Source organism: Lunatimonas salinarum (assembly GCF_017811155.1).
Classification (GTDB): Bacteria; Bacteroidota; Bacteroidia; order Cytophagales; family Cyclobacteriaceae; genus Lunatimonas; species Lunatimonas salinarum.
This window is the reverse complement of the sequence record NZ_JACVCV010000029.1, coordinates 1-23,939: the sequence shown is the minus strand read 5'-3', so window position 1 is coordinate 23,939 and position 23,939 is coordinate 1. Positions and strand designations below refer to the sequence as shown.

Here is a 23,939-nt window from a genome sequence, read left to right as displayed (position 1 = left end):
GTAAATTTACAGTTTTTAAACTATTTTACGTCCGATTAATTTAGGGGCCGGTACAACAATAAAGAAAAGGAAGTATTTTTGGATGTCTTATCGGTAGCGGAAAAAAGGATAGTTCGATATGATATTGATACAGAAAGATCCTATCAAAATTTTATTTTGGCTCCTGATGATTCACAGAGCTATACGTATCTGGATCCCCTTGTATTCTTAACTGCTGAAAATGATGTTGTCCTCGTTAGCCATCAATTTTCAAATGAAATATACCTTTTTAATTCTGAAGGAGAGCATACCCAAACTGTTACTTATGAGCCGACAAGGACCCTAAAGCGGGCCAAGGACCTCGGCGGAAAAGTAATATCATCGGATCAACAGGTAAATGATGAGTATCAAAAATTATTGGAACAGGTCCGGTTTGGCCCCCCTGTTTGGGATTCTGCTAAACAACGTTACCTGCGCTTATCTGCCCGAAGAATTTTCTCCGAGCATAGGGAGGAAGGTTCGAGTCTTCCTGAAATACGGGAAGTTAACGTGTACCTTGCAGTTTTTGATTCCGGGTTTAATTTGATTGCGGAAGTTAAAGTCCCAGAACTGGAATCTGAGTATGTCAAGTACTTTGCCAAGGACGGAAAGCTTTGGGTCTTTCGGAATTTCTCGGATGAGCTTGGGTTTTTGGTGGTTGATTTTTGATCTCCAGATTGAATGTTTTTTGTTAACCACAGATTCACACAGATTTCCCAGATAAACCCATCCGCTTAAAGATCGGTACAGTATGCGACGGGTGGAAGAACATCTGGTAGAAAATTTTCAAGGGAGGCGATACCTACACGCCAAGCACCCATAGCCTGAAGGGCCGTTACAAAAATAACTGTGGGTGCAATCCACGCCACTGACAGACACCACGTCCCTCAACCCCGCGCCTATCACCACGCTTCATACAAAGTCAATAAAGGAACTGGATATAATAGTCAAAATTTAGCGACAGCGAAGCACTTGGTTTAATGGTGGTGGTTGATTTTTAAAAGAATATGGCATAAGTTCATTAAAAAGTAGCTTAATTTTGATTGGATACCCGGCCAGTTATTGAAGCGAGAACATTAGCTTACACGAGGAGAAAACCCTTAAAATGTCTTCTCGAACTGACAAAATGTAATTACTTTTGTAAATCATAAATGACAATTTAATGGAAGTTTTGTATAGTTTTCACGACAACTTGATCAGGCAGGTTAGAAATGATTTTTATAGATTTCTCATGCGGACCATCAAATGGGAGCAGCGCATGCTTGCCATAAAGGGACCCAGAGGCTCCGGAAAAACCACCTTGATGTTACAATATATCCGCTTTTACCTCAAACAACCAAGGGACTGCGTTTAAGGTTAAAAAGCTCCTTGGTGTGCTGGCGGAGTCGGTACCTTTCAAGCCAAATATATCTGCTTTGGCCAGGAAGTTGGACGTCAGTAGGGAAACTATCTACGCTTGGTTTGTCCATTTGGAGAAAGCCAGCATGCTGAATTTTCTTTTGGTGCGGGGAAAAGGCGTATCCATTTTGCAAAAGCCGGAAAAGGTCTATCTGGAAAACACCAATTTGGCTTTTGCCATGAAAGCCAATCCAGACCTTGGTTCCATCAGAGAAACTTTTTTGCTTAACCAGTTAATCAATGCAAAACTTTCCGTCACCTTGCCGAACTCGGGTGATTTTTATGTCTCCGGGGTACATATTGAAGTAGGGGGAAAAAGTAAAAATGCCGCTCAGGTAAAAGGAGAGTCCTCCTATTTGATTGCAGCAGATGATATTGAAATTGGTTTTGGTACGAAAATACCTTTGTGGCTTTTTGGGTTTTTGTATTGAATATTTTTCTTATGGATCACTCAAAGCCAGGTGGGAAAATCAAATCGACAGGCATCTACATGTATCAGCAAAAAGAATTTCTCGGATGAGCTTGGGTTTTTGGTTTTTGATCTCCAGATTGAATGTTTTTTGTTAACCACAGATTCACACAGATTTCCCAGATAAGCCCATCCGCTAAACGAAAGGTGCAGTATGCGAGGGGTGGAAGACCATCCGGTTGAAAATTTTCAAGTGACGCATTACCTAGACGCCAAGCATACATGCGCCAACGGTCTTAAGGGCCGTTACAACAATAACCGTGGGTGGCAACCCAGGGCACTGAAAGATACCGAGCCCCCAACCCCGTGCGGGGTTGAACGTTTGTGCGGGGCAGCGTGCTTGGTGCCACGATCGGCAGTCGGGAGTGAGAATATCTTCATAGGAAGCATCCGCCTCATCGGCTATCGTTCATGCAATCTACTTCGGGGCCGGGAAGGAGGAGATGATTTTCCCGGGGGTGGCAGCCCTTCGGGCATGGGATTGCCGACGTAGAATACTGACGATTAAAACAGTGTTGTACCTATCCTCATTATCTGAGACTTAGTCGTATTTGCCCTTTCATTCAAAAGGTAAAACTGCCCGTTCACGGGATAAATGGGTCAGTTCACGGGAAAACGTGTTTTTGGGTTTGATTTTAACTACTAAAAAGCTAGATTGATAGAGAAATAGGTAAATATTCTAATTCGGTTACAAAAATATTTTAGAAAATCTTGCTTTAGCTATGTTTCTGATTCCCGTTCCGTATGAGTTACTGTTTCCTTAGGGCATAGGATAAGACCGAACTGCTCATTATCCACTACTCTGAAGTTATTCCGAGAGAAACGAGTGACCGCGAATGCTTATACGGCTAATGGCATTCCATCCCAATAAACTAGGACAAGTTGTGGCCGATTAGAGATAAATATTAAACACATGGATGGGCACAAACCCCGGGTGTCCTTAGCTGGTCTGGGAAATCAATAGACTTCATTAATCAAAAGAAAAATGAAAAAGTTAAATTTAGAAAAATTAAAGCTGGCGGCCGAGGATGTGCTACAGCGGGATGAAATGACAACGATTTACGGAGGATCTGGGGGATCTGGGGGAACATGCTCCGTTTGCTACTTGTATGAGGATTCTCAAGGCACCATTCTCATAGACACATTGCATAACCCTCACCCTGGTTTAAGTTTTTCAGACTGTCATGCAGTGGTGCGGCGATATGTCTATAATACGGGTTTTGGTACTTATGCCTGTTCTTGAGTCAATAGCTATAATACGCTTTCAAAAGACATCCCAGATACTTCGGGATGCGGTTTCCCGGAAAATTTACCGGATGTGCTTTCAAAAAAGAAATGAAGTATACCACGCTCACTTTACTTGTTTTTCCGGTTTTCCTATTACAAAATTGTGGAGGTAAAGACATCTCAGATGCGCTTGTGCCTACCACTACCATAGAAATCCAAAAAGAGTTTTTGCTTGGTGGATTGCCGGAATTACAGTTTGAAACGCTGGATACCATAAATCTCGAGGCCAAGGGAATCCCTCCTATTTCATCAGTACAGGATATAGCCTTCTCACAAAACTTTTTTTTCCTTTTAGACAGAAAACAGGGGCTTTTAAAATTTGACTACAGCGGTAGTTTTCTCCGGGCAATCGGGGAGATTGGAGAAGGCCCTATGGAATATATTTTGCCCTATGCGATTTATCTGGAAGAGAATGAAAATAAAGTCCTTGTGGCAGATTGGGTTAAAATGGTATTAATTTCTTATGACCTTGACGGAAAGTTCATTAGCTCAAGCCGATTGCCTGGTCGTCCAATTTCCCTGTACAATGAAAATGATACGTTATTGGTGATTCAAGAGAGTATTTTTGGTTCGAACGAAAAAGCCCGTAACGTATTATTAAGCTCATACGAACCAAAAACGCTTGAAGTCATCAAACACCAGAAAAACCCGCTGTACAGTTATATTTCAAAATTCACGTTAATCCATATGTTACCAAGAGTTCTGGGCGGGCGAAATGAATCAAGCCTATTTTACCTACCTCAAACTCGACAAAAGGGATTATTTGAGCATAAAGATACGATCTACAGAAAAGTGGAAGATCATCTGGTTCCGGAATACCTACTCCACTTTACGGGATTCGAAAATGAAGAACAAATTTGGGTATCCTATGTGGAAATGTTCGAAGGATATGCCTGCTTGGTTTTTTTATATGAAAAGCAGTATTATCTGGTATTATTGGATTTAGTTAACTGTATACCATTGTCAATTCTAAAAAATACAACAGATACTCACTTAACGGCGATGAAGATTCAAAGCTTACCAAGACATCTAAAAGGGAATATGTTTTACTCCATCCTAGGGAACGAGGACGGAATGGAGGAAAAAAATCCATTAATTGTGTTTTATCGTCTAGTATCTCCGAGTATAAAGGGTGATAGAAATAGTGGAAAATAACGGATTTAGCTTTGAATATGGCAATAATTAGGAGTGTTAAAGGTATGCATTAGAGAACGACACAAAAAATCACCAAATTTTTCAGGTCATTGACACCCATACAGTTACCTGATTATCCTTTTCCAAATACCAGTTCACATGAAATAAGTGACCATTCACGGGATAAAACCTACCATTCACGGGAAACAGCATTATTCGAATTCATTTATTAAATAATAACTGTTAGATTGGCTAAGTATTAATTCAAAGTAATAATCTATTAAACCAAACCATAGGAATACCTCAAGCTGTGTAAATGTGTTTAACTCCGCCCCAAATGAGAAATTGTCTTCAAACTTCTAAAATGGACAATCTACATGCAAAAACCAACAGCCATTTCCGGCCATCAACGGCAAAGGAGACTCTAAGGTAACTCAGGAAGTGTTAGACCGATGGTATACTGCCGAAAAAAGGGACTATGCGGTCTTTGCCAATCGCTATCCCATGAATGGAGAGCTCAACCATCAGCAGGAAAAACTACAAGCCATGAAGACCTGGTGTGAAAAGGAAAGGGTTACTCATACACCGACCATTTTTATCAACGGATATAAACTACCCGATGAATACAGCATAGCAGACATCAAGGAAATAAATGCCTATGAGTAGGTAAACAAAAAATATTCTATCGCGATGAAATCGAGCATGACGTAGCTGTACAACAATAAGATGACTATCAACCATGCGACCTGCCTGCCGAAGGCAGGGATTCCATCTGACCGCTTAAGAACAAATTATAAACAGATGAAAACCAGGCATAAAAACCGTACAAGCGACATCGGCCGGTATTACCAAAACGATGGCTAGATTAACCTAGTACCTGTAGCTTTTGGTTCAACAAATGGGGGGGTATACTGAATAGTAGTATGAATTACAGTTCTTTACTAAAAAACATCAAGGTTCAACAAGCAGCTTTTTGCGAAAAAGTGACCATTCACGGGAAAAAACCTACCATTCACGGGAAATAGACATAAACCTATTTGATTTGTAATAAATCTTTCTGAGCTTTCCTATATGTTAAACTATAGATATTTAAATCATGAAAAAGAAAATGACATTACAAAAAGCAACCGTTGTCGCCGGAGTGGTCGCAATGAGCGTGGGATTGTTTAACTCTTTTAGTGTTGAAGCCGAAGGAGGAAGTGGCGGATATTGTAATCACAATGCAGCGGGAGACAGTGGTGTAACTAATTATTGTGAAAATTACCAGTGTACGATAAGAAATGGTCAAGGAACACTTCATGGTATGTGCGGTACTTGGTGATGTTTAACTATAATTTAATCAAATTTCAAAATCCTAATTACATTTAAAACAAAACGATCTAGACATGGAAAAGAAAATGACATTGAAAAAAGCTACCTTGGCAGCTGGAGTGGTTGCTATGAGTATTGGGCTTTTTAACTCATTTAGCGTTGAAGCTGATGGGGGAAGTGGCGGCTATTGCACACATAGTGTAGATGGAGATAGCGGAGTTACTAATTTTTGCGTTATTGATAGGTGTGCAACATTAACTGGGCAGGGATCTGGACTAGGCATGTGCGGAACTTGGTAATGAAATTGATTTGTAATTCACTAATATGAAGAGTTCATCAACAACCTGATGCTTTGAAAAACAAAGCATCAGGTTTTATCTTAATATAAATTACTAATACTATGATTAAGAAGATTTCAAATATCTGGATTGCGGTAATTTTTATTATTTCCCTTGCCTGTGGAGGAGAAAATAAAAATTTCATTGGTATGCCCCTTGTAGTAAAAGTAGGCCATCAAAATTTCCCTTCAACCCAAACACCTCAAAAAGAAGAAATCCTTCGAGGTGACCCTTTCCACCACCATAAGGTATTTATATTGGATACCATTCTTCTTACTACATCTAATTCAGGTAAACACCACTTTCATGCTTATAACACGAATTCCTTGAAATACCTCGGGTCAATGGGAGTTAGAGGTGAAGGTCCTGAAGCATGGACAATGCCATACACGACAGATGGCCAATACGAGGTAAGGGGATCGAGTATATTCCTTTGGATTTTCGATTTCATGAGGGGGCACCTTTCAAAAGTGGATCTAACCAAAACGTTGAATACAGAGGCAGAGCATCCGGTTATAACAAAAAAAATACAGGTAGACGGACGCACCTTTCCATTCTTCAGATTATTTTATATTAGTGATGAAAAACTTATTTCCGATTGTTGGATTTCTGAGCAAGATAGAGTTCGAATAAAATCATATAATCCATTGAATGGAGATTTTAAGAAATCCGAATTATTCCCCACGATGAGTAATATCCATCTTCTGCCCGCAGAAATAGTGAACAGTCTATACACAACAACTTTTACAAAGCATCCAACGAAAAACTTATTTGTTCAGGCAATGGCTACCTTTAATCGTATCGATATACTGGATGATAATCTCGTACTACGAAAATCCATAGTTGACGGAGTAAATTGGCAGGATAATTTCTATGACGCCAAAGAAATTGATCCAACTACGAATTTTCTAAGGGATAAAATAGATGGATATAATGGGACTGCTGTCACTGAGGACTTCATCTTTGCTTTAGAAATGAAAAAAAGTCGCGGAGATGAAGCCGCTGTTCGCCGGGAAAGCTTTGTTCGGGTGTTTGATTGGGTAGGGAACCCTATTTGCCTTTTGTATTTTGACAACTATTTAAATTCCATTGGTGTAGATGAACGCAAGGGTTTTCTCTATGCGACCGACTATGCGAACGAATTAGTATTACGGTACAATATTAAAAGCCTTATGGAAACATGGAAAAATTGAGAAATGTTTTACTCATTTTGATTGTCATCGTAGTTGGAACAGCAATTGGAGTTCTTATGAAAACATGGTTCCAAAAAGCGTTTCATCCTGAGATTTCATTTGAAAAAAAATCTCATAATTTTGACACACTTTATCTGCAAGAGAATGCCGAGGTTTATTTCGTTTATCAAAACCGAGGAAATAAGGCATTAAAGATAAGCAGCGTTAAGGCTGGATGTGGTTGCACTATCCCTCAGTGGAGTCAAAATTCGTTAAAGCCGAATGGAAAGGACAGCTTTAAAGTAATATATAATATTGAGAACAAAGGTCATTTTATTAAAGAAATTCTAGTCTATTCTAATTCTGATTCAAGTCCACATCATCTGGAAATATCTGGCTTTGTTCCATTCGATATAGATTAGTTTTTTCTTTTTTAATTCACAGATCTATAGTAAATGTTATTTCATTTTGAAGCTGATTTCCTAATGTTTTAAAAGAAATATTTTCTATTATATAATTTTTTTTGAAAGAAACAAATTGATTTTTATAATAGTAATAAAGATGTTATATATATCGAAGTCATGATTTATGAAGCATATTTAATACTTGCCAATAATAGCTCTATCCAATTAATAGAGAAGTACAAAAAGATTTTTAAACTTACCAAAGACTTAGGAGATACATTGCTCCTATACCATTTGGATAAAGCAAGTCCAAACTTCAAAGGAGAAGGGGTCAGGGTTTTTAATTTTACGGATGAGGTTTTGAGCTCTCTTAACTATTTCCCACTTGGCTTTTCACTAATTCCGGGAAGCAACCATTTCCCCTTGCTGAAATTCTACCTTTCCCATCCGAATTACGATTACTACTGGTGCATAGAAGAGGACGTTGATTTCTCGGGGGATTGGAGGGCGTTTTTTGAGGCGTTTTCCTCAGTAGGCGCTGACTTTATCAGTAGCCACATTCGTCGCTACCAAGATGAGCCAGAGTGGCCATGGTGGTCCGCTTTGGCCCATCCATATTTCGTGATTCCCCAGAAGCAACGCATCCGCTCTTTTAACCCTATCTACCGGATTTCAAGAGCCGGTTTGGAGCTACTTCACAAGGCACTTTCAAGCAACAAACCTGCCTTTTCTCTCATTTGGTATGCCATCGCTGTTTTGCCTAATTGATTAAGGAAATTCAATATCCGGGTTTATTTTTTTCAGCGGAACCAAGAATAGAGAGGTTGGTATTCTTGGCTTCAAAAAAGCAGATCGATAGAGATTAGTATCCTGAAAACCAATCCTCTACCAAAAAATAACAAGGCTCAACATACATCTTTTTGCGAAAAAGTGACCATTCACGGGATAAAACCTACCATTCACGGGAAATAGCCTTAAACCTATTTGATTTTTAATAAATCTTTTTAAAATTTCCCGTATGTTAAACTAAAATTATTTAAATCATGAAAAAGAAAAAGACATTACAAAAAGCTACAATGGCAGCAGGTGTTGTAGCCATGAGCGTTGGTTTATTCAATTCGTTTGATGCCGAAGGAAATGGTGGTAGTAGTGGCGGTGCATGTGGGTTAGGAGAAAATGCCAATTTTGAAATGTGTCAGAACGAAAATTGTTGGTCTCAACCAGGCCTCCAATGTACATTTTGGTATGGAGCTGATCTAATAACATCATGGGGAAAAAAGTCGAGATCTTAGTTGGCAAGTAACCAAATTAACAATAAGCGTATATAAACTAATAGTGGATTTTGTTTTTTTGAATAAAGTCCACTATTAGTTACAATTTACATGTGTCTAAATTTTAATCGCCGAAATTTAGCGTAAATAGATTCTAACTTAATCTTATTGGAAGTCATGAAAAAATTAATTTTTATATTCATTATAATAATATTTCAATTCTGTAAATCCAATAGTTTGGAAAACTTAAATGACACGATAGAAAAATCAAGATTATCTTCTCCTAATGAATTCTCAACTGAAATTACAAAAATGGAATTCCTGATCGATCAAATTGATAATTATTTAATCACAGTTGGATTTGGGCATGTTAATGTTTTAACTATTTACGACAAGGGCAATTTAAATAAAATTATTGACGGTTTAAATATTGGAGATGGTCCAGATGAATTAGGACATCCTGTATCTCTTCATGTGGTATATAGAGATTTCTACATAAGAGATGGTGGCTACGCGAGACTTTTAAAATTCAATATAGACACTATTATTTCTCAGCGTGAAATTAAACCTATTAAGATAGTGAAAACCCCTGTTACTGGGGATGTAATTATATCGGTTATGCCTATTGAAGATTATTTCGTTGCCACTACACAATCGAAGGAAAGTCATTTTATAAAATTTACTGAAAACGGTCAAGTAACAAGCAGGTTTGGAACGTATGAGGAAAATGAGAAGCTAAAGGAAATACCTGATATACTATATGGAACTTTTTATGAAGGGAGATATTCCTACATTAAAGAATCAGGAAAAATCATCAAATCTATGATGGATCATGATCGAATAGAAGTATACAACTTATTCGGAGAGTTGGAAAATACTATTGATACTGGAAATAATTTTAACGAAGAAATATCATTCGATAACAGGATGATTGTAAAGCCTGATAGAGTAATTAATTATATAACCTATCCAGTCATCACTGATAAGAATATCTATTTACTGTACTTTGGCAAACTATATAGTCAAATGGATTTGTCTGGTTATGGTAACGAAATTCGAGTATTGGATCAAAATGGAGAATATATAAAGAAGATATCATTGGATAATGAAATTTATGATTTTGTTATTGATGAGGAAAATAGTAAATTATACTGCATTAATTTTAATGAAGAAAATCCACTATTTTATTATAATCTATATTGAATATGATTGTAATATATTTGAAGTAAACTAATATGTTTGTTTTGACTTGATGTTTTTATCTATTTTAGGTATATTTACTTGCAAAAATATGTAGTATTATAATGAATACTCTATATAGGATCCTAAGAGATGTTTCTGTTTTAACTGTTTAGTAGTATAATATTTGATGAGTTTTTGAAAGTACATAAAATACTCCTTATTTATATGACAAATATGATTTCTCAAGCATATTTAATTTTAGCCAATAAAAGCTCTCTCCAATTAATAGAGAAATACAAATTGATTTTTGAACATACCAAAAACTTAGGAGATACATTGCTCCTATACCATTTGGATAAAGCAAGTCCAAAGTTCAAAGAAGAGGGGGTCGAGGTTTTTAATTTTACGGATGAGGTTTTGAGCTCTCTTAACTATTTCCCATTAGGCTTTACGCTAGTTCCAGGCAGTAACCATTTCCCCTTGCTGAAATTCTACCTCTCCCACCCGAATTACGATTACTATTGGTGCATAGAAGATGACGTTGATTTCTCGGGGGATTGGAGCGCATTTTTTGAGGAATTTTCCTCAGTGGACGCTGACTTTATCAGCAGCCATATTAGGCGCTACCAAGACGAGCCTGAGTGGCCCTGGTGGTCAGCCCTGGCCCATCCGTATTTCGTGATTCCCCAGGAACAACGCATCCGCTCTTTTAACCCTATCTACCGGATTTCAAGAGCCGGTTTAGAATTACTCCACAAAGCACTCTCAAGCAAATGGTGTGGTCACCATGAAGTGCTGATTCCCACCTTGCTCTACGAGAGTGGGCTTTCCATCAGCGACTTTGGAGGTATGGGGGAATTTGTTCCGGACGGTTTTGAAAACCGGTTTTACCTGGAAAACACGCCCAACCCCAAAGGTATACTGTCGGACGGCACCATGCGCTGGAGACCTGTTTTCGAGAAAATCGGCAACTTGGAAAACAAACTTTATCATCCCGTAAAACTTAACCATGAATAAGGCTGCGGAAATACGGCAAAGATTGGATGAGCTGTTGCTTACCCATTACCACAAACTAGATACCCCGGGGATCTTTAAAGGGAAAATGGGAGCCTGCCTTTATTTTTTTCAAGCCTTTCACCATCAAAACGACCCTAGGTTCGGAACGGCAGCGGAAAGCACCGTTCAGGAGGTGTACTCCTTTGTTCACCAAAACCCAGTCCCCAGTTATTTTGACAATGGCCTGGCAGGAATAGCTTGGGGTATTCATCAATTAATCAAAAATGGCTCATTGGAGGGAGAAGCAGATGAGTTGTTGGAACAGATTGACAACATTCTTTTTAAAGTCATCAGCGAAAAGTCTGAGGAAATTGAATTCGGTGTGAAACGGGGATTATTAGGTTACCTCCTCTATATTTTTGACCGGTTAGCAGAACTATCTGATATAAGAGATTTTCACATTTCGAGGGAACTGTTCACTTCACTGGCAACTCTTCTTGTCAACCGAATACATTTAATGGTAGCATACGGCAAAGCCTCATTTGCTGAACCTAATGGATTTCACGTGTTTTGGGATCTGCCCAATTATCTTTACGTATTGGCAGAAGCCGTCAAGGTCGGATTACTTCCCCATAAAATCAATCGGATGATCAAGGAAATAACGCCTATTGTGCTTTCCTCAATTCCACAAAACCCAGGAAACAGCCTTAATCTTTATTGGTCGATGAGACGCCTATCCTTACCTGAATGGGAAAACCATGCAAGCATTTTGATAAATCACGTTATTGAAGCTACTTTTTCCAGCTTCGAACTTCGCAATAAAGCCCTATATGTAGAAAATGGACTTGCGGGATTAATTTTATTGGATGCCCAAATAAAAAGAGAGATTGATGATTATGTGAGTGTTTTTGAAAATACAGGTAATCGTCAAGCCGCTTTACTTCATTTTGAGTCATCTGACTATTGGGCCTATCTATCCACAAACCCAGATCATGAACTGGGCTTTCTGTATGGCATTTCAGGGATTTCCTATTCATTGCTCCATCTGCTCAACGAAAACCCTTAATCAATAAATGATCTAATTATGAAAGACCTAAGCTTTCTTATCCCTATTAGATTGGATACCATACAGCGTTTGGAAAATTTGCTCGTTGTTGTACAATTCCTTCGAAGCCACTTCGATTCCCCTATTTTGATTTATGAAGCAAGTAGTTACTCCACAGGCATGGTGTCTTCTCTAATCGGAAAGGAAGCTGCTTACACCTTCGAAGAAGACGGTGATACGATTTTCCACCGAACAAAATACATCAATAAACTTGTGGACTTATCCTCCACACCCTTTGTTGCCGTGTGGGACTGCGATGTTATCATTCCGCCAAATCAACTGAAAACTGCCGTTCAGAAACTCAGAGAAGGCCGATCCGGTTTTGTTTTTCCTTACAAAAAGGAGTTTTTGGATACAGGGATTATAATAAGGGAGATTTTTATAAAAGAAAGGAAGATCGAAATCTTACTATCACAAAAAGGCAAAATGACCCCATTATATGGCCCTGATCCTATAGGAGGAGCATTTTTAGCCAATCGAAAGGACTACAGAACGATAGGAATGGAAAATCCCAACTTTTATGGTTGGGGTAGGGAAGACGGGGAGCGGCTACACAGATGGAAAGGAATGGGGTATAAGCACAGTCGTATTGAGGGCCCGCTATTCCACCTCTCCCATCCACGGGGTATGAACAGTAGTTTTCATAATGACCGGGAAGATCAGGGAAAGTGGAATGACATTCTTCGTATTAAATCTCTCGGAAAAAAAGAATTAATCAAAGAAATACAACGATGGGATCGTGCCTAGCCCTTCTTTCCACAAAACTGATATGGAGGTGGAATTTCTCCAAAAAGAAATCCATTATAAGCTATTGGATTGAAAAATGCGGGGATAAGAAAACCTGGACGGTAGTACAAATCGGGGCTAATGATGGCAAAACCAAAGATCTGCTTTATACCTCCATTTTAAGAAACGACAAATGGAAGGTGCTCTTTGTGGAGCCTGTCCCTTACCTGTTTGAAAAATTAAAGACCCATTATCCCGATTCCCCCAGGTTTTTCTTTGAAAACGCTGCCATCAATAACGGTACGAGGCAGGATTTTTACTGGGTGGACAAAAAGGCAAAATATATCCTGGGCAACCTGCCGGAATGGTATGACCAATTGGGTTCCTTTGACAAAAGCCATATCAGTAAGCACCTAAACGGTATATTGGATCCTTTTATAGTCTCTAAAAGCATACAGGGCATTACCCTCGAAACATTGTTTCAAAAGCACGGGATTCGACAAATCGATCTATTGCGCATCGATTGTGAGGGCCACGACTGGAAAATACTTAGTCAATTGAATTTATCTAAATTCAAACCCTCTCTTATCCTATTGGAAATAAAACACCTGAACCGAGAGGAACTAAACGCTACACGGCTATTTCTTATCAATAACTACCGGGTTTATCAGTTTGAGGGAGATTTTGTTTGCTTTTCAAATGCCGCCCATGACCAATTATCAAAAAAGGACATCAAGTACCTTCTTGACTTTCATTCCATCCACACACTAAAAACAAGTATTGGGACATGAGCGATATTTCTAAAAAATTAAAAATAGCGTTTTTCGTGGAGCGTTTTCCCAAATTGTCCGAAACATTTATTCTCAACCAACTTACTTATTTGGTCAAGGCAGGTCATGAGGTGGATATTTTTCCGGCAGGCAGGTCGGGAGAAAAGATGGTGCATGATGAGATAAACCGATTGCGCTTGTTAAGCCGTACTTATTACCCCCCGATAGTGCCCGAAAACACGTTATGGGCATGGCTCAAATTCACCCTAATAGTAAATGTAAAACCGACTGTTCGGACATTGGTAAAGTTACTTAAGTCTCAGGATTTCTACAGTAAGCAGGATATATTCCGCCGGTTTTATTTGATTTCCCTCTTCTATCCATTCATATCCAAAAATAAATACGATATTATTCATTGTCATTTTGGTCCAACCGGCTTGAGGGCAGTTTTTGTGAGAACCCTTGGGCTTTTGGAGGGGAAAATGCTCACCACCTTTTACGGATATGATATCACCCATCAGGCGATGGGAAAAAACTATTATCAAGGCCTGATTGCCCATTGCGATAAGTATATTGTGATATCCAATTATATTGGAGAAAAGGCGGCTTCGGTAGGTTTTGAAAGGGACAAAATGGTGGTACTTCCCCTTGGAATCAACACCGAAGAATTTACACCCAGCGGCCGTCAATGCTATTAAGTTAAGAAAAAAATGATCCGTACGGCCAAAATAAGCCGGTTTTCCTTATGAAAACCGGCTTGCTTTAAGTAACTTAAAGCTTCAAAACCATATAGCTATGAAGGTACAAAATACCGACCAAAACATGACGGATATATCTTGCGATTGTCCGAAAAAAAATCTTTGACAAAATTCAATCACCTGAAAATCAGGCCATTTACTGTTCAAGCCCCGCCCATTTCTCCAGGGCCTCCCCACTGGACTTTCAGGCTGTGGCACTTTCGATACTGCAGCTGTTCAAGGAATCAGCCGATTTTGTCACCGACGATGTCATGTCGAAGCTGGGCAAGCAGGAAGTCACCGGAAGCGCCTTCTCCCAGGCCCGTTACAAAATCGACTGGCAGTTTTTCTCCGACCTGTGCGCTATCAGTTCAGAACACTATGACACCTTTTCTACTCTCAGATGGAAGGGGCACAGGGTCTTCGCCGGCGACGGGAGTACGCTCAACCTGCCCGCATCCAAGCAGATAAGGGGGCATTTCGGAGTGGATGCCAACAGTTCAAAGAGCTCCCTGGCAAGGATACTTCTCGTCTACGACGTGCTTACAGGCTTTACCCTGCAGGCAAGACTCGGAAGGATGAGTACCGGGGAATCGGGTTTGCTCGATGACTGCCTGCTGGAAATCCCTCCCAGGCCGGATGACCTGCTTGTGCTGGACAGGAATTTTGGACACTTCCACCTTGTGCGCAGAATGACCGGTGAAGGAAGGCCATTCTGCATCAGGATGTCTACCGGGATATCCAATTTTGCCAAAGGGGTGATGGCCGACAGCAGGATGGATTTCATCACCGAATGGGTGCCCAGCAAATCAGAGAGGGAAACCTCCCAAACCCCGGATCCGGTACGGGTAAGGGTAACCAAGACCGTCTTGAAAACAGGTGAAACCGAACTCCTGGTGAGCAGCCTACTGGATATCGAAGAGTTTAAAACAGAAGATCTTGCGGAACTCTATGACATGAGATGGGGGGTTGAGGAGGGTATCAAGAACCTTAAGCCAAAAATAAAGGTGGAGCAGTTCGGATGCAGGAAGCCACAGGGGATCTACCAGGAATTTTACGCCCATATCCTGGCAATGAACATGGTGGCATTGGCCGGAATGGCCGCTACCGGGCAGATGGAAATGGAGGGTAGAAAGCGAAAAGGGAAACGGAAGCTGCTTTACAAGTACAACTGGAAAAACGCCTTTCTACAGACCAGGAAAAGGATTGTGGAGTTGTTCAGCCGGGACTGCGTGGAAACGATACTGGAAACCCTGGTGACCAAGATAACCAGAAAGCTGGTGGCGGTAAGAAAGGGCAGGAATTTTTCGAGAAAGGCCTTGGGGAAATCTACCCGGGTCAACCAATACTATAAATAGAAAACAGCAGAAGAACAAAAGAAGGTCAACCAAACAACCTATCGCCCAAAAAATGGAGCGCCTGTTTAAGGGGGTAAGGAAAAGATATGCCCCTACCTTAACAAAGGGCCAAGAAAGGGAAGGTGAAAATCAAAATTAGTCGATTTTGAAACCGGAAAAACAAACCAAAAAGCTTAACTTAATAGCATTGCAGCGGCCGTAAAGTAGGCATTCAGCACATTCGGCTACTGAGCGTGGCGCGCTTAGTGGAAAAAAAGGGATTGTATTACGCCATTTCAGCCTTCCATCTGCTTATGGAACTTTATCCGAATATCCGTTATGACATCGTAGGAGAAGGGGAATTGATGGTGCCTTTGAAAGAATTGGTAGCAGATTTGGGATTAAAAGACAGGGTTATTTTTCATGGCGCCAGAACAAAAGTTAACATCATCGAATTTTATAGAAATGCCGATATTTTTGTGCTTCCCAGCATTACGGGTAGCGATGGTAATTCAGAGGGACAGGGTCTTGTGCTTCAAGAGGCCCAGGCCATGCAATTACCGGTGGTCGCAACCCTGCACAACGGGATACCGGAGGGAGTGATTGATGAAATCACCGGATACCTGGTACCCGAAAGAGATATTGAAGCCCTTAAAACGAAGATGAAGTACCTTATCGATAACGAGAACGTTCGGAGAACCATGGGAAAAAACGGCAGGGAATACGTGCTACGCAATTTTGATAATGCCGTTTTAGGTGAGAAATTGGAGTTAATTTACAGTGAAATACTCAAACTATATTGAATAAAAGTTGGAAAAAATCTGAATTAAAATTATAATAAGAAATAATTATATATATTATAAAATAGTTTAATTATTTTTTCGTGTGATTTGTTGTAAAATAATTTCAATTTTGTTTGAAATCATGTTTTTTTTTTTTCTAACTTAACAACCTAGTTATACGACTAAGTTTATTTTTATGAATGGTGATTCTTTAATTCTAAAATGCAGTCAGAAGCTCCTTAAAGTCGAGCTGGAAACGGTCACTTGCTTTGCAGTAAACGATTACCTGCTCACGGTATTCTTCCTAGACGGAAGCAGCCATTCTTGCTGCTCGTCACTTAGAAAGGTGGAAGGTGAATTGCCTGAAACCTTTTTTAAAATCAGCAGGAGCTGCCTGCTTAATGTAGCATTAATCCAATCCCTTCAACCAAAGGAGAAATGCGTAATAATGCAGAATGGTCATAGGCTGCAAGTTGCCAGATCCAAATGGGCGGCCTTGAAAAGCTTAGTTGCCCAACGCAATCAGTCAGATAACGGTGTTTCCGCTTTCAGCTAATTCGCATCTGGTATTTTGGAAATAGGCCGTTGGATTCAATCGAGGGTGCATTTATTGCGTTAAACTGGAAGTTTTTGATGCTCATAGAAACCTCCAAATCAAACACCTAAAATCATCAATGCATCATGTGGTTCACCCGTCTTCACTCAAGAAATCGAAACTTTTTCCTTATCTTTAATTTCTGATGTCCGCCGAATAAGACCATGGAAAAGCAACAAGATAGAAACTTGGTCAAGGAACCTAACTTTGCCTATGGTTCCTACACGTATGCCGATTACCTGACCTGGCAGCTGGATGAGATGGTGGAACTGATCCGGGGTAAAGTGTTTAGGCAGGCGGCGGCACCCCGAAGAATCCACGAGGAGCTTTCGGTCGCATTGGTGACGAGAATTCACGGGTTTCTAAAAGGGGGAACCTGTAGGGTGTATACCGCTCCCTTTGATGTGCGGCTCCCGATCTCTTCCAAAGACCCAACTGAAATCGATACGGTAGTACAGCCGGACCTCTGCGTGGTCTGCGACCCGGAGAAGCTGGACGAACTGGGATGCGTAGGTGCCCCGGACTTGGTCGTGGAGATCCTGTCGCCGGGGAACAATAAGAAGGAACTGCAGCACAAGTACGAAGTGTACGAGGCAGCTGGCGTCCGGGAATATTGGGTGGTACATCCCGACGAGCGCACCCTGCTGATCTATACCCTCGAGTCCGAACATTACCGGTCCTCCCGGCTGTTTACCTTTGGCGACCGGGTAGCTTCTCAGGCACTACCAGGCTTTGAGCTGGATCTGGATGAGGTGTTCGGAGGATTATAGGTATCCGCGTCATAAATCTATTTTTGTGCAAATTTGGAAAATCCCACTTTTTCATTGCCTCTCGGAAAAATAATCGGTCAAGTCTAACTCAAAGCCATTTATTGCAGCCGATTTGGCAGTATCTCCCAAAGTCATAAGCCGTGAGGAATGGTAGTTGCCTTGGACGAGGGTATAGATTAAAAGCGTTTGGCTTTCTGGGTCTACGATCCAGTATTCCTTAACCCCAGACTCTTCATATACCTCGTATTTATGTTGGAGCTACCCTTATGGAGTTTTGGGTTTTGTATTGAATTCCTAGAACCCAGTTTATGTTTCAATCATCATCCATAGGTATCTCTTGCGGAATCAACGAGGAAGTCAAGCAAGATTTTTTCAGGTTGTTTCGGGTGGGATTAAATTCTGAGGAAATTGATTAGGGTCAAGTCTACCTTACTTTCAGGTAATGAACCACCAATACATGCCCCTCTTCGGCAAGATGGTCCCGAATCTCTTGGGGTAAGTCTTTAATGTTTTTTTCAAACTCAATAAATTCAGGCATTATATGGGAAACGATTCCGTGGTCAGGCAGGGTCGTGATGGGACGGTTGATGTTTTGAAAGGTATACCTTTCAAAATCAAACGTCTGTCTAAAAAGTTTGCCCGATTTTCGGGAGAATAGCCATATACCTCCGTCATCGAAGGTAGTCGTGTAGGTGCCTACTATGTAGTGTTCGGTAAGTACCGGGCTGGAATTTAAATAATAATAAGGTCCTTTGTTTTTATAGGAGGTCATTAACCGCAAGTCATACATGGCTTCCAAAGGAAGTGCTTCTTTCCCGAAATCAAGTTTGATGACTTGCCTCAACTCACCATTATTGCCAAACAGGAAAAGCGAGTCGCTGACCGGTCGGTGATAGAGGAATTCTGAATCCGAAGCTGGGAAATTTCCATAGGAAAGTACCCTATAGGTTTCTCCTGTGGAATAAGGGAAAAGATACTCCTTAGGCATAAACTCAGAATCGGTCATAATTACCTTGAACCCCAACGAATCACCCTGCACATTTGCGGAAAATAGCCAGTCTCCTGTTGATAATGACTTTATTGAAATCGCCGAAAAGGGAAGATCCTGGGTTTTTTTGAATTCCCCGTTGGGATCGAAGAAAAATAGGCGTTGTGTATCCCTGTCCAAAAATACGATGGTTCCGTCTCCCAATACCTCAAAGTCAGTCGGTCTGCGCATCATTCCGGGTCCCTCTCCAATCTCGCCAATTTTCTGTATAAAAGTACCCGTTCCGTCAAATTCCAACACTCCCTTTTCCCGGGAAAATGTTTCCATAATATAGAACTTGTCATTTTTATAGGTCAGTTTGGCGATGTCGGTAAAATAGGCCTCCGGACTATTGTCCAGTTTAATAAAATGTGTCTTTTCCGTCATGCCGGGAATATCCGCATCTTCAGCCTTTTCAAACGGGAGATGAATGAAGGAATCTATAGAGTCAGCAGAAGGTTCTTGCCCACAAGAAGCCATCACAGAAAAAGCAGAGAGGTATAAGAATACTTTCATCAATTACCCATTTTATGCATTAAAATTAAACAAAGAAACTTAAAATGTCTAATTTTAATGTGTTGTGAGAGACCCCATAGGCCATATTGGTCTCTGACCAGGACATTTGAAAAATCGAGAAGTGATTGGCTTTTATTACTTTTCACAGCAATTCGCCTATTTTGTAGCCCCATGTAAAGCCAGCCTAACAAAAAGCCCCTCGCTGCCTATGGCCCTTACACCTATGCAGATGTGATTTTTTGGGGTTTGATTCTAACTTTTTTTGCCTCCCCAAAACCTCCATTCCTGTCCGAAGTTTTAAAATAAACAGGAAACGATCCGTATATTTCGGGTTCAAAAAAATTATTCTACATGCATAAATGTAATATATTTGACAGTCAGCGATTTAGAGAATGGAAGTTGCTGGCTTTTGCCTGTCTGATTTCTTTCGGGGCAACTGCCCAGACCGGCGGGATTTCACTAGATCATATGGATTTTTTCAAGAATCCTGGCAAAAGCTGGGCAGTCGTAGGCGATGTACAGGCAGATTTGAACGAATCAGGCCTTCTGACCACTACCAAGGGAACCGGCGTTCTCGCCAATATCCCCTCCAAACGCCAAAAAGGCGAAGACCTCTACACCAACGATACCTTCGGCGATATAGATCTGGAGGTGGAATACCTGATGGCCAAAGGCTCCAACTCGGGCATCTACCTGCAGGGGATGTATGAGGTTCAGCTATTGGATAGCTGGGGACGGCCCCAAGCACGTTCGGGCGACAACGGCGGAATTTACGAGCGCTGGGATGAGTCGAAGCCGGATGGACAAAAAGGCTATCAAGGCTACGCACCCCGCCAAAACGTAAGCAAAGCGCCCGGCCTATGGCAGCACCTCAAGGTGTCTTTCCAAGCTCCACGCTTTGACGCTGCGGGTAACAAAGTGGCCAATGCCCGTATGTTGCGCGTAGAACTGAACGGCGTACTGATCCATGAAAATGTGGAGCTTTTGGGCCCCACCCGTGGAGCGATGTACGCCAAGGAGGTGGCTAAAGGGCCGATCCGTATACAGGGAGATCACGGGGCGGTGGCTTTTCGGAACTTAAAAATCACCATGTATGACAGTCCCAAGCCTGAGTTGTTTGATCTCAACTATGAACTCTACGAGGGGACTTTCAGGGAAATGCCCGATCTTGCAGCACTGCAGCCGGCTGCTCGTGGAGCTACGCCGGTACTCACCGGCAATATTCGGTCCAAAGCCAAACAATACCTCCTTCGCTATACCGGAAAGATTCGCGTAACGGAACCGGGCAGCTACAGTATGGGGCTGCAAACCCCTGGAGGTGGAGGATTACTTCGGGTTAACGGAAGCGATGTGGTTGGTTTGACGCAAAACGGAGGTCGAGGCGAGGTCGAATTGCCAGCAGGAGAGCATGATATAGAAATTTATTATGCTAAGTTCCAAGACTGGGTTAACCCAGCCCTAGGATTAACCGTAGCCGGACCAAGCCTGCGCGAAGTGCAGTATAGCCAAAGCGCTTCAACCGGTAGAGGTGGGGCAGATCCCATATTGGTGGATCCTAGAGAGAGACCTGTACTTCGAAGCTTCATGGATGTGCCCGGAAGAGTACGTGTGACGCACGCAGTCTCTGTAGGCTCATCCGAAGCAGTACATTACACCTATGATATGGATCACGGCAATCTGGTGCAGGTGTGGAGAGGAGACTTTCTGAATGCAACACCCATGTGGAACAGCCGGGGAGATGGTTCATCCCGTCCTACCGGTGCGGTGGTACATTTGGCCCCCCCTTCTTTTGCCGTTGGCAAGCTAGCTGATCAAGCAGCAGTATGGGTTTCGGACTCAACGGGCACGGCCTTTAGACCTAAAGGATATAAAGTGTTGGAAAAGCCAAATCACCTAGCCTTTCAATACCACGTATTGGGCGCACAAGTGGAGGATAAATTGGAAATACTCGCAAATGGGCAGGGTATACAGCGGAATATAGCGATCAGAAACGGCGCTTCGGATATGTACGTAAGGTTGGCAGTTGCAGATTCCATCGAGCAATCCGGAACTGGGCTCTACACGGTGGGCGACAAGGCTTATTATATCCAAGTGAATGGAGGCAGTCCGCAGCTACGGAAAGTTGGTGACAACATTGAGCTACTTATGCCCGCCGGCTCAGAGGTGTCTTACTCCATTTTGTTTTAGTCTGACTAGTTATCCCTATAAAAATGAGATATTCACTTAACATTCTATTGGGTCTTTGCCTGCTATTTTCCAGCACAGCAGCCCTATTTGCACAGGAATCTCCCATGGAGGAAGATTTCTATAAAATCCTTCGGGTAAGTAGCCCGGAAGGCACTCTGCTTGAGGTTGGTGGTCTAACCACGTTGCCAAACGGCAACCTGGGTGTGGCTACCCGTAGGGGCGATGTATATATTGTGGAAAACCCTACCAGTCCCAGACCTTATTTTCGCAAGTTTGCGAGCGGACTTCACGAAATCCTAGGCCTGGTATACAAAGATGGCGCATTTTACTGTGCACAACGCGGTGAGTTAACCAAACTGATCGACTCCAATCAAGATGGCGTGGCCGATAGCTACGAGACCATTCACGCATGGCCCGTATCCGGCCACTACCACGAGTACAGTTTTGGGCCGGTTCTTGCTCCCGACGGAGATTTTATCGTTTCGGGCAACGTGGCTTTTGGCAACGAGGAATGGTGGAGGGGCGAAAGCCGCGTACCCTACCGAGGCTGGATTATGAAGATCAAGGAAGACGGGTCATTGTTGCCTTGGGCAACGGGTATGCGCTCACCGGCCGGTTTGGGCGTAATTGACGGTGAGCTTTTCTACACCGAGAACCAAGGAGATTACATGGCCTCAGGCGGTATATGGCATATCACCCGAGGTACTTTCACAGGACATCCGGCGGGCCTGAGATGGACGAATTTGCCCAATTCTCCCCTTAAACTCACGACAGAGGAGTTTAACCGAGTGGTGGATCCCCGCCAGGTACGTAATGATCAGGGCAGAATGATCAAACCGGAAAACGTGGTGGATGAGGAATACCTTACCATGTTCGAAGCAAAAAAGCAACTTCCGGATCTTAAATTACCTGCGGTATGGTTTCCTTATGGTATTCATGGGATTTCTACTTCTGAGCCTATCAAAATTCCCGAAGGAAACATAGGTCCCTTTGGCGGGCAGGTGCTCGTAGGTGACTAGGGTCAAAGCAAGATCATGCGGGTATTTATGGAAGAGGTGAACGGTGAATTGCAGGGTATGGCCATTGATTTCCGCAGCGGGTTCCGTTCCGGCGTATTGCGCATGGCTTGGGCGCCGGATGGGTCGCTGTTTGTGGGGGAAACCAATCGGGGTTGGGGTTCTGCCGGAGAGGCAAACGAGGGCCTTGAGCGGTTGGTGTGGACAGGCGAGCTGCCCTTTGAGATCCGCACCGTCAAAGCCATGCCAGATGGTTTTGAGATCGAATTTACCAAGCCTGCTGACCGCAAATCCCTAGAGGATTTGGCGTCTTATTCGGTATCCAGCTTTATCTACAAATACCATCCCGTGTATGGCAGCCCGCCGGTGGACAATGAAGAGGCAAAGGTGACCGGAGTACGAGTATCTGACGATAACATGACCGTACGTATTGTGGTCGACGGTTTGAAACAGTACTACATTCACCATCTATTCCTCGAAGGGGTAAGAGAAAAGGATACTTTCCATTCGCTCGTTCATCCATCGGCTTACTATACGCTCAATAATATTCCCCAAGGACCTTCTTTGGCAGCGGGGCAAGTGACTACGTTCGATTCCCGAGTGAAAAAAGAAGAGCCGCAGCCGGTGGCCGCTAAGCCTGCTACACCAGCCAAGACTCCCCCGGCTGCTACTCCAAAACCAGTCCAAGAGGAAGAGGTGGTAACTTTGGAGATGGTACAGCCGCTTTTGGCGAAAAATACCTGCGTGGCTTGTCATAACAAAGACACCAAGCAGGTGGGGCCAGCCTATGTGGATGTGGCCAAGCGGAATTATACGCCTGAACAAATCGTGGAGCTGATCCATACGCCTAGACCGGAAAACTGGCCCGAATATGCTACTCCGATGCCCCCCATGCCGCATGTGCCGCGTGAGGAGGCATTGAAGATTGCTAAATGGATCAGTTCACTCAATAAGTAAATACAACAAAAGCAGGCTGTAATGGCCTGCTTTTTTGTTCGGCTATGGCTGATAATCTTTTGGACGGAACCAATATATGCTGCTTTGGAAGCCAGCCTTCTGTTACTCGGTATTCGTGACTTTGCTTGTTAGTCCTATGAATCTTTTTGAATTCTTAACTCGGGATCCCGAAATGCTTAAGAGCACAAACAAGTAAATTGCTTCTAACACGCAAAAATCATCCACTAGTCTATTTAATGACTGCAAAGAAAGGTATAACTCCCAGAGTAAATTTAAACTTCGAAAGAATCAACAATTTTTAGTTCGGAAATACTGTCATCCGACTAAATTCCAAAACTTGTAAAAAAGCCCTCTGATTCTCTAATTATGGGGCATTTTTGGGATTTTGAAAAACACCCCCCTGCTTTAAACCGAACAATTCAAATTGTACTATT

Annotated in this window: 25 protein-coding genes and 2 pseudogenes; 25 read left to right on the top strand and 2 right to left on the bottom strand. The window is 42.1% G+C overall.

What is annotated here, in order from left to right; translation table 11 throughout:
• Positions 1 to 78 precede the first annotated feature (78 nt).
• The 23 genes from IAQ59_RS20975 to IAQ59_RS20865 all read left to right on the top strand — a co-directional run bounded on the left by IAQ59_RS20975 (position 79) and on the right by IAQ59_RS20865 (position 17,802).
• The gene (locus IAQ59_RS20975) at positions 79 to 687 is read left to right on the top strand and encodes a DUF4221 family protein (RefSeq protein ID WP_280868271.1); all 609 of its coding nucleotides are present in this window, start codon (positions 79 to 81) and stop codon (positions 685 to 687) included.
• A gap of 493 nt (positions 688 to 1,180) precedes the next feature.
• On the top strand, positions 1,181 to 1,372 hold the full coding sequence (locus IAQ59_RS20970) for a P-loop NTPase family protein (protein ID WP_209332819.1): 192 nt from the start codon (positions 1,181 to 1,183) through the stop codon (positions 1,370 to 1,372).
• 61 nt (positions 1,373 to 1,433) lie between these two features.
• Entirely contained in the window at positions 1,434 to 1,847 is a 414-nt protein-coding gene (locus tag IAQ59_RS20965) for a hypothetical protein (RefSeq protein WP_209332818.1), read from the top strand.
• Positions 1,848 to 2,039: 192 nt separating this feature from the next.
• A complete protein-coding gene (locus IAQ59_RS20960; RefSeq protein ID WP_209332817.1) occupies positions 2,040 to 2,378 on the top strand; it encodes a hypothetical protein in 339 nt (112 codons plus the stop codon).
• Positions 2,379 to 2,870: 492 nt separating this feature from the next.
• Positions 2,871 to 3,128, top strand: coding sequence for a hypothetical protein (locus IAQ59_RS20955; RefSeq protein ID WP_209332816.1), 258 nt, complete (start codon positions 2,871 to 2,873; stop codon positions 3,126 to 3,128).
• A 92-nt stretch (positions 3,129 to 3,220) separates the two neighbouring features.
• The gene (locus IAQ59_RS20950; RefSeq protein ID WP_245189759.1) at positions 3,221 to 4,327 is read left to right on the top strand and encodes a 6-bladed beta-propeller; all 1,107 of its coding nucleotides are present in this window, start codon (positions 3,221 to 3,223) and stop codon (positions 4,325 to 4,327) included.
• A 420-nt stretch (positions 4,328 to 4,747) separates the two neighbouring features.
• Positions 4,748 to 4,972 carry a DsbA family protein gene (locus IAQ59_RS20945; protein ID WP_209332815.1) on the top strand — a complete coding sequence of 75 codons (225 nt, stop codon included), beginning with the start codon at positions 4,748 to 4,750 and terminating at the stop codon, positions 4,970 to 4,972.
• Between the two features lie 430 nt (positions 4,973 to 5,402).
• Entirely contained in the window at positions 5,403 to 5,627 is a 225-nt protein-coding gene (locus IAQ59_RS20940) for a hypothetical protein (RefSeq protein ID WP_209332814.1), read from the top strand.
• Positions 5,628 to 5,691: 64 nt separating this feature from the next.
• The gene (locus IAQ59_RS20935; RefSeq protein WP_209332813.1) at positions 5,692 to 5,916 is read left to right on the top strand and encodes a hypothetical protein; all 225 of its coding nucleotides are present in this window, start codon (positions 5,692 to 5,694) and stop codon (positions 5,914 to 5,916) included.
• Positions 5,917 to 6,017: 101 nt separating this feature from the next.
• A complete protein-coding gene (locus tag IAQ59_RS20930; RefSeq protein WP_209332812.1) occupies positions 6,018 to 7,148 on the top strand; it encodes a BF3164 family lipoprotein in 1,131 nt (376 codons plus the stop codon).
• Positions 7,136 to 7,549, top strand: a complete 414-nt coding sequence (locus IAQ59_RS20925) for a DUF1573 domain-containing protein (protein ID WP_209332811.1) — start codon at positions 7,136 to 7,138, stop codon at positions 7,547 to 7,549. The genes IAQ59_RS20930 and IAQ59_RS20925 overlap by 13 nt, the downstream gene beginning before the upstream one ends.
• 159 nt (positions 7,550 to 7,708) lie before the next feature.
• The gene (locus IAQ59_RS20920) at positions 7,709 to 8,299 is read left to right on the top strand and encodes a DUF3405 domain-containing protein (RefSeq protein WP_209332810.1); all 591 of its coding nucleotides are present in this window, start codon (positions 7,709 to 7,711) and stop codon (positions 8,297 to 8,299) included.
• A gap of 275 nt (positions 8,300 to 8,574) precedes the next feature.
• Positions 8,575 to 8,823 carry a hypothetical protein gene (locus IAQ59_RS20915; protein ID WP_209332809.1) on the top strand — a complete coding sequence of 83 codons (249 nt, stop codon included), beginning with the start codon at positions 8,575 to 8,577 and terminating at the stop codon, positions 8,821 to 8,823.
• A 156-nt stretch (positions 8,824 to 8,979) separates the two neighbouring features.
• Positions 8,980 to 10,005, top strand: coding sequence for a BF3164 family lipoprotein (locus tag IAQ59_RS20910; protein ID WP_209332808.1), 1,026 nt, complete (start codon positions 8,980 to 8,982; stop codon positions 10,003 to 10,005).
• 204 nt (positions 10,006 to 10,209) lie between these two features.
• Entirely contained in the window at positions 10,210 to 11,001 is a 792-nt protein-coding gene (locus IAQ59_RS20905; RefSeq protein WP_209332807.1) for a DUF3405 domain-containing protein, read from the top strand.
• Positions 10,994 to 12,046 (top strand): glycoside hydrolase family protein, encoded by a 1,053-nt coding sequence (locus tag IAQ59_RS20900; protein WP_209332806.1) that lies wholly within the window; start codon positions 10,994 to 10,996, stop codon positions 12,044 to 12,046. The genes IAQ59_RS20905 and IAQ59_RS20900 overlap by 8 nt, the downstream gene beginning before the upstream one ends.
• Positions 12,047 to 12,064: 18 nt before the next feature.
• Positions 12,065 to 12,832 carry a galactosyltransferase-related protein gene (locus IAQ59_RS20895; protein WP_209332805.1) on the top strand — a complete coding sequence of 256 codons (768 nt, stop codon included), beginning with the start codon at positions 12,065 to 12,067 and terminating at the stop codon, positions 12,830 to 12,832.
• Complete coding sequence (locus tag IAQ59_RS20890) at positions 12,817 to 13,602, top strand: FkbM family methyltransferase (protein ID WP_209332804.1); 786 nt, start codon at positions 12,817 to 12,819, stop codon at positions 13,600 to 13,602. Before IAQ59_RS20895 ends, IAQ59_RS20890 begins: the two co-directional genes overlap by 16 nt.
• Positions 13,599 to 14,279, top strand: a complete 681-nt coding sequence (locus IAQ59_RS20885) for a glycosyltransferase (protein WP_209332803.1) — start codon at positions 13,599 to 13,601, stop codon at positions 14,277 to 14,279. The genes IAQ59_RS20890 and IAQ59_RS20885 overlap by 4 nt, the downstream gene beginning before the upstream one ends.
• A gap of 131 nt (positions 14,280 to 14,410) precedes the next feature.
• Complete coding sequence (locus tag IAQ59_RS20880) at positions 14,411 to 15,676, top strand: IS4 family transposase (protein WP_342450738.1); 1,266 nt, start codon at positions 14,411 to 14,413, stop codon at positions 15,674 to 15,676.
• Positions 15,677 to 15,909: 233 nt separating this feature from the next.
• On the top strand, positions 15,910 to 16,458 hold the full coding sequence (locus IAQ59_RS20875; RefSeq protein WP_209332801.1) for a glycosyltransferase: 549 nt from the start codon (positions 15,910 to 15,912) through the stop codon (positions 16,456 to 16,458).
• 175 nt (positions 16,459 to 16,633) lie between these two features.
• Complete coding sequence (locus IAQ59_RS20870; protein WP_209332800.1) at positions 16,634 to 16,993, top strand: LytR/AlgR family response regulator transcription factor; 360 nt, start codon at positions 16,634 to 16,636, stop codon at positions 16,991 to 16,993.
• 203 nt (positions 16,994 to 17,196) lie between these two features.
• Complete coding sequence (locus IAQ59_RS20865) at positions 17,197 to 17,802, top strand: Uma2 family endonuclease (protein ID WP_209332799.1); 606 nt, start codon at positions 17,197 to 17,199, stop codon at positions 17,800 to 17,802.
• Between the two features lie 51 nt (positions 17,803 to 17,853).
• On the opposite strand, the pseudogene IAQ59_RS20860 reads toward IAQ59_RS20865, so the two are convergent.
• Positions 17,854 to 18,060 (bottom strand): annotated as a pseudogene (locus tag IAQ59_RS20860) (Uma2 family endonuclease); the annotation flags it as partial.
• Between the two features lie 166 nt (positions 18,061 to 18,226).
• On the bottom strand, positions 18,227 to 19,345 hold the full coding sequence (locus tag IAQ59_RS20855) for a 6-bladed beta-propeller (RefSeq protein ID WP_209332798.1): 1,119 nt from the start codon (positions 19,343 to 19,345) through the stop codon (positions 18,227 to 18,229).
• A 351-nt stretch (positions 19,346 to 19,696) separates the two neighbouring features.
• Between IAQ59_RS20855 and IAQ59_RS20850 the strand changes: the two genes are divergently transcribed.
• Entirely contained in the window at positions 19,697 to 21,532 is a 1,836-nt protein-coding gene (locus IAQ59_RS20850; RefSeq protein ID WP_209332797.1) for a 3-keto-disaccharide hydrolase, read from the top strand.
• A gap of 23 nt (positions 21,533 to 21,555) precedes the next feature.
• A pseudogene (locus IAQ59_RS20845) lies at positions 21,556 to 23,505 on the top strand (hypothetical protein).
• Positions 23,506 to 23,939: the final 434 nt, after the last annotated feature.

What these genes read in the sequence shown, in the direction of transcription:
- IAQ59_RS20855 (WP_209332798.1), bottom strand. Translation starts at nt 19,345, where the DNA reads ATGAAAGTATTCTTATACCTCTCTGCTTTTTCTGTGATGGCTTCTTGT.
- IAQ59_RS20885 (WP_209332803.1), top strand. Translation starts at nt 13,599, where the DNA reads ATGAGCGATATTTCTAAAAAATTAAAAATAGCGTTTTTCGTGGAGCGT.
- IAQ59_RS20920 (WP_209332810.1), top strand. Translation starts at nt 7,709, where the DNA reads ATGATTTATGAAGCATATTTAATACTTGCCAATAATAGCTCTATCCAA.
- IAQ59_RS20900 (WP_209332806.1), top strand. Translation starts at nt 10,994, where the DNA reads ATGAATAAGGCTGCGGAAATACGGCAAAGATTGGATGAGCTGTTGCTT.
- IAQ59_RS20870 (WP_209332800.1), top strand. Translation starts at nt 16,634, where the DNA reads ATGAATGGTGATTCTTTAATTCTAAAATGCAGTCAGAAGCTCCTTAAA.
- IAQ59_RS20955 (WP_209332816.1), top strand. Translation starts at nt 2,871, where the DNA reads ATGAAAAAGTTAAATTTAGAAAAATTAAAGCTGGCGGCCGAGGATGTG.
- IAQ59_RS20930 (WP_209332812.1), top strand. Translation starts at nt 6,018, where the DNA reads ATGATTAAGAAGATTTCAAATATCTGGATTGCGGTAATTTTTATTATT.
- IAQ59_RS20950 (WP_245189759.1), top strand. Translation starts at nt 3,221, where the DNA reads ATGAAGTATACCACGCTCACTTTACTTGTTTTTCCGGTTTTCCTATTA.
- IAQ59_RS20970 (WP_209332819.1), top strand. Translation starts at nt 1,181, where the DNA reads ATGGAAGTTTTGTATAGTTTTCACGACAACTTGATCAGGCAGGTTAGA.
- IAQ59_RS20910 (WP_209332808.1), top strand. Translation starts at nt 8,980, where the DNA reads ATGAAAAAATTAATTTTTATATTCATTATAATAATATTTCAATTCTGT.
- IAQ59_RS20905 (WP_209332807.1), top strand. Translation starts at nt 10,210, where the DNA reads ATGACAAATATGATTTCTCAAGCATATTTAATTTTAGCCAATAAAAGC.
- IAQ59_RS20915 (WP_209332809.1), top strand. Translation starts at nt 8,575, where the DNA reads ATGAAAAAGAAAAAGACATTACAAAAAGCTACAATGGCAGCAGGTGTT.
- IAQ59_RS20850 (WP_209332797.1), top strand. Translation starts at nt 19,697, where the DNA reads ATGCATAAATGTAATATATTTGACAGTCAGCGATTTAGAGAATGGAAG.
- IAQ59_RS20865 (WP_209332799.1), top strand. Translation starts at nt 17,197, where the DNA reads ATGGAAAAGCAACAAGATAGAAACTTGGTCAAGGAACCTAACTTTGCC.
- IAQ59_RS20935 (WP_209332813.1), top strand. Translation starts at nt 5,692, where the DNA reads ATGGAAAAGAAAATGACATTGAAAAAAGCTACCTTGGCAGCTGGAGTG.
- IAQ59_RS20895 (WP_209332805.1), top strand. Translation starts at nt 12,065, where the DNA reads ATGAAAGACCTAAGCTTTCTTATCCCTATTAGATTGGATACCATACAG.
- IAQ59_RS20925 (WP_209332811.1), top strand. Translation starts at nt 7,136, where the DNA reads ATGGAAAAATTGAGAAATGTTTTACTCATTTTGATTGTCATCGTAGTT.
- IAQ59_RS20960 (WP_209332817.1), top strand. Translation starts at nt 2,040, where the DNA reads ATGCGAGGGGTGGAAGACCATCCGGTTGAAAATTTTCAAGTGACGCAT.
- IAQ59_RS20890 (WP_209332804.1), top strand. Translation starts at nt 12,817, where the DNA reads ATGGGATCGTGCCTAGCCCTTCTTTCCACAAAACTGATATGGAGGTGG.
- IAQ59_RS20940 (WP_209332814.1), top strand. Translation starts at nt 5,403, where the DNA reads ATGAAAAAGAAAATGACATTACAAAAAGCAACCGTTGTCGCCGGAGTG.